Below are 10,197 nucleotides of genomic sequence, written 5' to 3' on the forward strand. Positions count from 1 at the left end.
TGGCTGACGAATTACAAAAAGTACTCAATGGAGAATATCAGCCAATACTTGCTGGCAAACAATCAGACGTGAAAGTAGAAGTGCTGAAAGTTGTACTAGAGGGTATGGGTGCATTGTTTGGGCATCCACTACCCAAAAAATTAACCATTTTAGACTTTGGCAATGGTACGACCCTGTATTCTCGTTATAACCGGGGTCAGCGAGAAGTTCACACTGCTTACCCCATCGGTGTAGAAGTTCTCATCGATGATATCTCCCAAAAAATGAAACATCTAAATGGGGGGAAAATCGGGGATGCTTCCAAAATCCGATTTTGTCTGGAAATGGGGCATACCCGATATAGCCGTGACATCGATATTAAAGATATATACAGTGCTTCTTTAAAAGATTGGTATGAAAAATACTTGAAGAAAGTGGTGAATCTCACATTGGATGCCAAGCACCAGGGGGATGAAATCTGGGCGATTGGTGGAGGCTGCCTCTTACCAGGATTTAAGAAGCTGTTGGAGAAAAACGGCTTCAAAATCCTGGACAATCCGGTGGAAGCCAATGTCTCTGGGCTTTTAGAGATGGCAAAAACCATTAACAGTAAGAACCCAACTACTACATCTTTTAAGTAAAGTTATAACAATGGCAGATAAAAAAGACTTAGCACCGGAAAAAGTTCGCCTCAAAGATAATTACCGAGAGCGCATATTTGCAGAATCGCAAAAACTAGATAAAAGTTACCTGGACACCCTTTACTTTATAGTTGATTGCTATTTTGTTTTCATCAAGGCTGGATTACCTGCACAACTTTTAGCTGACACACCGATTAATACTGAGTCAAACCAACTCACCTCTTGGACTTCAACTCCATTTGCAGAGGAGAAAGAAGAAGATTCTTCAGGAGAAACATTCAGCCTTGATTTTGATTTGTAACCGTCAAAGGAAGTTGGCAACGGGAAAGAAGGGGAATTAGCCTTAAGGGTGGTAAGTGGAATGACACGCTTGTTTTGCGTAAATTCCTGGTCTTCCTTGATGAAAGGGTATACGGTATAGCGTGTGGGATGTAGGGAAGGAAGAAGATGTTGTCCTATTTGATGCACTAAAATTTAATTTTCTTAACACTACAACCAACCCCTACTCCCAACAAGATAGCCCTTTGCGACTGTAACTGATATCTTGTAATCTATTTTGTAAGCCTGACAATCTTATGAAGAAATATTATCGTTCAAACTAAAATTAACAATGCACGGCTACTGCTGTAGCGACTTTCAGTAGATCGAAAACTTTGGTAAGTTGGCGGAATAATAAGGATTTTAGCCGATGGTTTGGGACTAACACAAGCGTTAATTTGTGATCGCCTACGGCGGGCGGGTACGCCATCGCAGCAGAGTTAATTGACAACAGAATTACTCGAACAGCAGATTATAAGAGGATTCCAGCGAATTCTATACACTGGCTCAAATGAGCAATTGGTAAGGCTTCTAGAAATCTTTTCGATCTACTGAAGTTAATATTTTTGACTTCAACTTGGTATAAATTTCTGGCATTGCGAATTGGGAAAAGCAGCGAATTGTTATGAGGGACTATTTTGCGTCTTTGCTCTCGGTGTAAACGCCCATTGTCGTCGAGCGCATGAATTACTGATAGGGAGAATCGTACTCCTTTTTCACTCTCCACCTCCCTGAATAATTTGAGTTAATTCATTGCGGCTATGATTTGCTTCTGACCAAAAAGTATTGGTTTTCCCGAAAACAACCATCAATTCCTCTCGATAGCGTTATACAACATCAAGTTGATGGGAATACTAATGTCAGTAAGGAAAACAAAATTCTGTCATAAGGTATGTAGAGATGGCGACTGTGAACTCTATCCCCATCATTCCAGGATATCAAATTAACTCTCAACTGTACGCTGGCTCCAGAACCAACGTATATCGAGCTATCCGCCAATCAGACCAACTTCCAGTCGTTATTAAACTTCTGACCTTAGAGTATCCCAGCTTTAACGAATTACTACAATTTCGCCATCAGTATACAATCAGTAAAAATCTCAACATTGCTGGAATTATTCATCCGTTATCGCTAGAAACCTATGGCAATAGGTATATTTTGGTGATGGCAGATATCGGAGAAATTTCTTTAAGAGAATACATTAAAAACTCAAGTTTATCCTTAATAGAAGTTTTAAATATTGCTATTCAACTAGTCCGTATTATCCACGAGTTACACGAAAGTCACATTATTCATAAAGATATTAAACCAGCAAATATTCTGATTTATCCCCATACAAGACAAATTCAACTCATTGACTTTAGTATTGCTTCATTATTACCTAAAGAAACCCAAGAAATTAAAAATCCAAATGTTTTAGAAGGAACTCTCGCCTATATTTCCCCAGAACAAACAGGCAGGATGAACCGTGGCATCGACTACCGCAGCGATTATTATTCTCTGGGTGTAACATTCTATGAAATATTAACTGGAAAGTTACCATTTAATTGTGATGACCCGATGGAATTGGTACATTGTCATCTGGCAAAAATGCCATCGCAGCTAGAAGCCAGAAGCAAAGAAATACCAAAAGTCTTATGGAATATTGTCATGAAGTTAATGGCAAAAAACGCCGAAGATAGATATCAAAGTGCTTTGGGATTAAAGCATGATTTAGAACTTTGTTTAGCCCAAATCCAAGATACAGGAGAAATTAGAGATTTTGAAATTGGTCAGTCGGATGTCTGCGCTCGCTTCCTCATCCCGGAAAAGTTATATGGCAGAAAAGCAGAAGTAGCTAGCTTATTACAAGCATTTGAGCGTGTGGCTCACGGCACATCAGAAATCGTGCTAGTAGCGGGATTTTCGGGGATTGGGAAAACTGCTGTCGTGAATGAAGTTCACAAACCAATTACCCGTCAGAAGGGTTATTTTATCAAAGGTAAGTTTGACCAATTCAATCGTAATATTCCCTTATCCGCCTTTGTGCAAGCTTTACGCGACTTAATGGCGCAATTGTTGTCAGAATCAGATGCACAATTGGTACAATGGCGCAATCAAATTCTTCAAGTTCTTGGAGAGAACGGGCAAGTTTTGATTGAAGTAATTCCAGAATTAGAACAGGTAATTGGTAAACAACCACTTGCACCAGAACTATCGGGAACGGCGGTACAAAATCGGTTTAATTTACTCTTTCAAAAGTTTATTGCTGTCTTCACCACAAGGGAACATCCACTGGTAATGTTTCTGGATGATTTACAGTGGGCAGATTTAGCTTCGCAACAGTTAATTAAACTGCTGATGGAAAATCAAAAATATCTTCTTTTGTTAGGTGCTTATCGAGATAATGAAATGTCAGCCGCACATCCATTTATGTTGAAGGTGGAAGAACTCAAGAAGGCTGGCAAGACTGTTAATATTATTACTCTTGCCCCCCTTGACTTGCATGATACTAATCAGTTAGTGGCTGATACTTTACATTGTACGACACAGATATCGCGCCCTCTAACAGAATTAATCAATCGCAAAACTAAAGGCAATCCCTTTTTTACCACGCAGTTTCTCAAGGCTTTATACGAAGATAAACAAATTAAATTTAATCACGAGCAAGGTTACTGGGAATGCGATTTTGCTCAAGTCAATGCGCTATGTGTGACTGATGATGTGGTGGAATTTATGGCTACTCAGTTACAAAAATTGCCCCAGCAAACGCAAAATATCCTGAAGTTAGCTGCTTGTATTGGTAACTCTTTTGATTTAACTACTTTAGCAATTGTTTCACAACAGTCGTCACAGGAGGTGGCAGATGCTTTGTGGAAGGCTTTGCAGGAAGGATTGATTTTACCGCAAAATCAAGTTTATAAATTTTATCTCAGCCATGAGCAAAAAGTTAATACTAACAATATCGAAAATGTTGCTTATCGCTTTCTGCACGATCGCGTCCAACAAGCTGCTTATTATTTAATTCCCGAAGACCAAAAACAAGCTACTCATTTGGCGATCGGTCAATTATTGCACACTAACACGCCTGCAACTCAACTAGACAATATCTTTGAAATTGTCAATCACTTGAATATAGGCATTGATTTGATAACTCAGCTTGACAAAAAACTAGAGTTGGCACAACTGAATTTGCTAGCGGGGTGCAAAGCCAAAGCAGCGATCGCCTATAATGCTGCTGTCAAATATTGTACCCAAGGTATTGACTTACTGCCCTTTGATGCCTGGACAGAACATTACAGATTAACCCTGAATCTGCATAATGAGCGTTTAGAAGCTGCCTGCCTCAATACAGACTTTGACAAGCTGGCAGGATGGGGGGAGGTTGTGTTGCAATCTGCTAGTTCTTTGCTTGATACTATCAAAGTCTATGAAACCCGAATGACGGCATTCCGGTCTCAAGGTCAATTTGCCAAAGTAATTGAGACTGGTTTGCAAGTGTTGAAATTACTCGGTGTGGAATTTCCCGAACAGCCAATGATGGCAGATACTAGCGCAGCAGTCCAACAGACAAGGCAACTATGGATGGGGCGCGCACCCCTAAGTTTGCTGGATTTGCCTGCGATGAGCGATCCGCATCAACTTGCAGCCATGCAAATAATGACTACACTGGTTTCCTCTGCGTACATTGCTAAACCCACACTGTTACCATTACTCACATCCAAGCAAGTGGAGATGGCTATCCAGTTTGGCAATTCATCTATTGCCATTTTTTCCTATGCAGACTATGGAGTGACTCTTTGTGGTTTTATCGGAGATATTGATGCTGGGTATGAGTTTGGACAACTTTCATTAAAGTTACTAGAACAACACCAGATTAACGCTTTTAAAAGCAGAGCTTACTTTATTGTCAACAGCTTTATTCGGCACTGGAAAGAACCTTTACATCACAGTATCCCATGTTTACTAGAAGCTTATCAGAGCGGCTTAGAAACTGGAGATTGGGTATGCGTAGCATTGAACTTAGTGTCATATAGTCAGTGTAGCTATTGGAGTGGTCGAGAATTAAATGATTTGGCACAGGAAATGGAGACTCATCGGCAAGTCATCAGCCAGGTCAAACAAGAAGCAACGATAAAATATTATGAATGCTACCAGCAAGCGATTCTCAATTTATTAGGACAAGCGGAAGTTCCCTATTGTTTAGAGGGCAAAGTCTTCAATGCCGCCCAAATCTTACCCAGCTTCCAAGCTGCCAGCAATCGCACGGGATTATTCTATCTTCATCTCAATCAAGCTGTTCTCTGTTGTTTGTTTGGACAATACGAAGCAGCCTCACAACAAGCAACCTTAGCAGAACAGTATAGTAATGCTGTAACTGGCTATTTCGTCGTAGTTGTCCGAGTTTTTTATGATGCTTTAATTCATCTAGCACGCTACACCGATGTTAATGCCCAAGAACAATCAGCCATTTTAGAGCGAATCAATGCCCATCAAGAAAAACTACAAATTTGGGCTACTCATGCCCCATTCAATCATCAACATCGTTGGCAACTTGTAGCAGCAGAGCGCTATCGAGTGCTTGGTCAATTTACTGAGGCGATGGAACATTACGATTTAGCTATTGCCCAAGCCAAAACACATGGTTATGTGCAAGATGAAGCACTCAGCAATGAACTGGCCGCTAAATTTTATCTAAGTTGGGGCAAACAGAAGGTGGCAGCAGGCTATATGCAGGAGGCATACTACTGTTACGCTCGTTGGGGCGCAAAAGCCAAAACCGAGGATTTGGAAAACCGCTATCCCGATTTACTACGCGTTATTCTCCAGCAGAGAGTACAATCACTGCAAATGCTGGAAACCATATCGAGCAGCGTTAGTCACCCGCTTTCGGTTCATAATTCCACTCTTTTGGGTCGTTCTTCTAGCACTGACATTAGTAGCTTTGATTTTGCTGCTATCCTCAAAGCCTCCCAAGCCATTTCCGGCACAATTCAACTGGACGAACTACTGCACAGATTAACACAGATTATTCTGCAACATTCTGGGGGCGAACGTTGTGCCTTAATCCTACCTAATACTCAAGGAAAATGGTTGGTAAGAGCCATTGCTACACCCGAAAACACAGAACTTTGTGCCGAACCTTTAGAGGGCAACCCTAACTTACCAATTAAGTTGATACAGTACGTCAAAAACACCGAAGAGATTGTGATGATTGACGAACTCAAAACCAATTTACCTGTAATTGATGAATATTTAAGTCAACGACAACCAAAAAGTTTGTTGTGCTTGCCAATTCTCAATCAAGGACGCTTAATTGGAATTTTGTATTTAAAGAATCGTTCTACTAGTAGTGTGTTTACAAGCGATCGCATCCTCATTCTCAATTTTCTTTGTACCCAAGCGGCCATTTCTCTAGAAAATGCCCGTCTTTATCAAGATGCACAAATTTATACTCAACAGTTAGAACAATCTCTAGAAAAATTAAGGCTCAGTGAAGCCCGCTTTCAGAAACTAGCAGATAATATTCCTGGCATGATTTATCAGATCCGAATTAAAGCCGATGGTTCAGCTTCAGTACCCTACGTCAGTTCTGGGTGTCAAACTCTTTACGAAGTCCCAGCAGAAGATTTCCTCTCAGGGAAATGTAGCCTGCGTGATTTTGAACATCCCGACGATGGAGCAGAGGCCTTTCGGGCAGTTGTTGAGTCAGCACAAAATCTTACCCCATTTCAGCATGAGTGGCGCATTGTTACACCCAATGGGAATATCAAGTGGGTAAAAGCTGCTTCTCAGCCAGAACGCGGCGAGGATGGTGAAATGGTATGGGATGGAATTCTAATTGATATTAGCGAACAGCAAGCTGCACTTCGTGAACGCAAACTTAGTGAAGCTGCTGTTAAGCAAAAATCTCAAGAACTGGAAAATGCTCTGCAAGAACTGCAACAAGCCCAACTGCAAATGATACAACATGAAAAAATGTCTGCACTAGGTAACTTAGTTGCTGGAGTAGCTCACGAAATGAACAATCCCCTCGGCTTTATTTCGACTAGCCTCCAACAAGCTAAACCTCTCTTGGCTGATATCACTGAACACCTAAAATTATATCAAAAAGCTCTACCGAATCCAGAAGTAGAAATTCTCGACCATGCTGAAAAAATTGACTTAGACTATAGCTTAGAAGATATGCCAAACATGGTTGACGCAATGCTTATCGCTTCTGAGCGATTAAAAAATATCAGCACCAGCTTAAGAACTTTCTCCCGGGGCGATAAAGATTATAAAGTGCCATTTAACATCAATGAAGGCATTGATAGTACAATTTTAATTCTCAAACATCGTCTCAAAGCTAATGAGCAACGTCCAGAAATTATAGTTGTAACTGAATATGAAAATTTACAGCCAATCGAGTGTTTTCCTGGACAATTAAATCAGGTATTTATGAATATCTTAGCTAATGCTATTGATGCTTTAGATGAGTCAAGTATAAGTCAGAGCTTTGAGCATTTTAAGCTAAATCCACATAAAATTATAGTGAGAGCTATCATTGAAAATCATACCTTAAAAATATCAATTTCTGATAATGGTACAGGAATAAACGAAGATGTCAAAGCACGCATATTTGACCATTTATTTACTACGAAAGGAGTGGGAAAAGGCACAGGATTAGGACTAGCAATTGCCCAGCAAATTGTGGAAGAAATACATGGGGGTAGAATTGAAGTTAATTCTGTTTTAGGAACAGGAACAGGAACAGAATTTATAATTTATATTCCCATTAATGAAAGGCTATTTATAGAGTAAATCTAATTAGGGGTTGCTGAAAAAGAAAGAGAAGCTCACAGGATATAGATTATCTGACCAAAGAAGTATATTCAGGTGCAAGACTTGAGGGTAAAATAGCCCAAAATCCTTGCATAACCGCGACCAGTAGTACACAAATTTGCTGTTTGTAACTATGTACCGAAAACAGGGGCAAAATCCAATCTCACCAGAGAACTTTGAATTTCCGTTCTCAGGCAAGTTGTCATCGGATAATCGTTGGATTATTCTGGCGAATTTAATACCCTGGGCAGAATTTGAAGAGGAATATTCATCCGGGTTCTCTGTAGAGATGGGAGCGCCAGCAAAGTCATTTCGGATGGCATTAGGGGTATTAATAATCAAAGAAAAACTAGGAATAAGTGATAGAGAGACAGTAGAGCAAATCAAGGAAAATCCTTATCTACAGTACTTCATAGGGATGTCATCTTATATTAATGAAGCTCCATTTGATGCATCTATGCTAGTCCATTTTCGTGAAAGAATTAGTGCAGACTTAGTAAACAAAGTAAATCAAGAAACTGTTAAGAGGATACTAGAGACAACATCTTCGACTTTAGCAACTGAATCAACTGAATCAACTGAATCAACTCAAAAAAAAACAGCTATATTTAGAAAAAGAAGATAACACGCCAAAAAATCGGGGAAAATTAATATTAGATGCGACTTGTGCGCCAGCAGACATCAGCTATCCAACAGATTTCGAGCTATTGAACCAAGTAAGAAAACAGACAGAACGAATAATAGACCTTCTTTATGAACAGATAAAAGGTACATTAGAGAAAAAACCAAGGACTTATCGGGAAATAGCAAGAATTGACTACTTAGAAGTCGCTAAAAAGCGTCGTGTATCCCAAAAAGATAGGAAAAAAGCGATTAAAAAGCAGCTTCAATATATCAAAAGAAACTTATCTCATATTGACCAGCTAATCAGAACAGGAGCAACTCTAGAAAAACTAAGTACTAGACAATATAAAATGTTGCTTGTAGTTGTAGAAGTTTATCGTCAACAACTATGGTTATATGAAAATAAAAAACAGAGTATTGATGACCGAATCGTTAGTTTAAGCCAACCACATATCCGTCCAATTGTCCGTGGAAAAGCTGGGAAAGCCGTGGAATTTGGGGCAAAATTATCAGCTAGTTATTTTGATGGATATGTATTTTTAGACCATATTAGTTGGGATAATTTTAATGAGTCAGGAGACTTAAAAGCACAACCCCACTTCTTTTCTTAAGCTGCGCGGCAGCATCCCATAGGGAAGGAGTACGACCAAGCTTGTGACTAAGGACGTTATCATTTGGCGCAGGCAGTACTTTATTTAGCGACTGCACCAAAATCCAATAGCATTATGGGATTTTTTGATGCTTTAGCCGCAGTAGAAATTGAAAATGTTGCTCCCGTTCCCACTCATCTTAAAGATGCCAATCGGGATAAAAAAGGTTTTGGGCATGGGGCGGGTTATCTCTATCCTCACGCTTACCGAGATCATTGGGTAGAACAGCAATATTTACCCAAGAGCAGGTAATAAACGTTAACCCAGATACCTTAATCCTCGTTAATTGCAACATCACAGAAACAGAGGTTGATGATTTGGCATTTAATTTGACTGTCGAAGCATATTTTGTAATTGGAGATGCAAATGGTCAAAATCATCTTCGAGCTAATAGGATCGGACTTTGGTCAAATATATGGGGTGATGAAGAAAAACTTTTTGATTTAGAAGATGAACTAGGCGACCAATTCTGGACGAATTATCAAATCCAGTTGCTCTTTGATGAAAAAAATCAGCAAACAATTAAATTAGAAGTATCACTTACAGATGATTATGCAGCTAGATTACAATTTTATCCATCTTTTCAAAGGTTTTTACCATCCATAGTTCCCTTTACCGATAATGACTTTTAAAATCAGCAATTAAAACAGAATACGCCTAGCAATTATGGCAGTAGCTTCTGGTGCTTGCAGGAGTCAAGGTGATGGGAACTGAGCGGTGTTGTTCAAGCGGTAAGCGTTAGCCATACCTGAATGGCTGATCGCACAGTTCTCGAAACGCAATGCACCTGTTCATTGTTGAGCATAGAGTAATATCGCCTCTTTTGCTGCTTGCAAAACGTGATCGCGTAATTCTAATGGCTCAATTACCTGCATCTGTGCGCCAAACCCCAGCACATAAGTACAAGCTGCTTCCTCTATATCAAACCTCAGCCAGACGCGAGTCCAGCCATCGGCATCGGGCGAGTCATATTTGTTGTATTCGGGCAAAGTATCCGGCAAACGCGTAACTGAGGCTATGCCTCTGGAGCAACACGTACCGTCACACGTTTTTTCTATTCTCCATGATCTCAATTAAGGGTTGAATAATAGCACGAGAACAACCAGAGCGTTTACAGATATGGTTTTGGGACGAGAGCGGGTTTAGTTTACGTGTGATTCGCCGGAAGAATTGGGGTAAAA

The 10,197-nt window shown here is 40.0% G+C and carries 5 protein-coding genes and 2 pseudogenes; 6 read left to right on the forward strand and 1 reads right to left on the reverse strand.

The features are described 5' to 3' along the window. From V7K61_RS23500 to V7K61_RS23525, 6 genes and pseudogenes are all read left to right on the forward strand, one after another. Window positions 1–620, forward strand: a pseudogene (locus V7K61_RS23500) (hypothetical protein); the annotation flags it as partial. Between the two features lie 10 nt (window positions 621–630). After that, on the forward strand, window positions 631–921 hold the full coding sequence (locus tag V7K61_RS23505) for a hypothetical protein (protein ID WP_335056976.1): 291 nt from the start codon (window positions 631–633) through the stop codon (window positions 919–921). A gap of 917 nt (window positions 922–1,838) precedes the next feature. Continuing rightward, complete coding sequence (locus V7K61_RS23510) at window positions 1,839–7,721, forward strand: trifunctional serine/threonine-protein kinase/ATP-binding protein/sensor histidine kinase (protein ID WP_335056978.1); 5,883 nt, start codon at window positions 1,839–1,841, stop codon at window positions 7,719–7,721. A 154-nt stretch (window positions 7,722–7,875) separates the two neighbouring features. Next, window positions 7,876–8,959, forward strand: a pseudogene (locus V7K61_RS23515) (IS5 family transposase); the annotation flags it as partial. 81 nt (window positions 8,960–9,040) lie between these two features. Further along, window positions 9,041–9,268 (forward strand): hypothetical protein, encoded by a 228-nt coding sequence (locus tag V7K61_RS23520; protein WP_335056980.1) that lies wholly within the window; start codon window positions 9,041–9,043, stop codon window positions 9,266–9,268. Then, entirely contained in the window at window positions 9,232–9,648 is a 417-nt protein-coding gene (locus V7K61_RS23525) for a hypothetical protein (protein ID WP_335056982.1), read from the forward strand. Before V7K61_RS23520 ends, V7K61_RS23525 begins: the two co-directional genes overlap by 37 nt. A gap of 159 nt (window positions 9,649–9,807) precedes the next feature. On the opposite strand, the gene V7K61_RS23530 is transcribed toward V7K61_RS23525, so the two are convergent. Beyond that, window positions 9,808–10,017 (reverse strand): WYL domain-containing protein, encoded by a 210-nt coding sequence (locus tag V7K61_RS23530; RefSeq protein WP_335056984.1) that lies wholly within the window; start codon window positions 10,015–10,017, stop codon window positions 9,808–9,810. Window positions 10,018–10,197: the final 180 nt, after the last annotated feature.

Origin of the sequence: Nostoc sp. (genome assembly GCF_036918015.1) — a bacterium.
Classification (GTDB): Bacteria; Cyanobacteriota; Cyanobacteriia; order Cyanobacteriales; family Nostocaceae; genus Nostoc.

Bases quoted from the DNA above. Each gene is read 5' to 3' on its own strand.
- V7K61_RS23505 (WP_335056976.1), top strand. From the start codon at position 631: ATGGCAGATAAAAAAGACTTAGCACCGGAAAAAGTTCGCCTCAAAGAT.
- V7K61_RS23510 (WP_335056978.1), top strand. From the start codon at position 1,839: ATGGCGACTGTGAACTCTATCCCCATCATTCCAGGATATCAAATTAAC.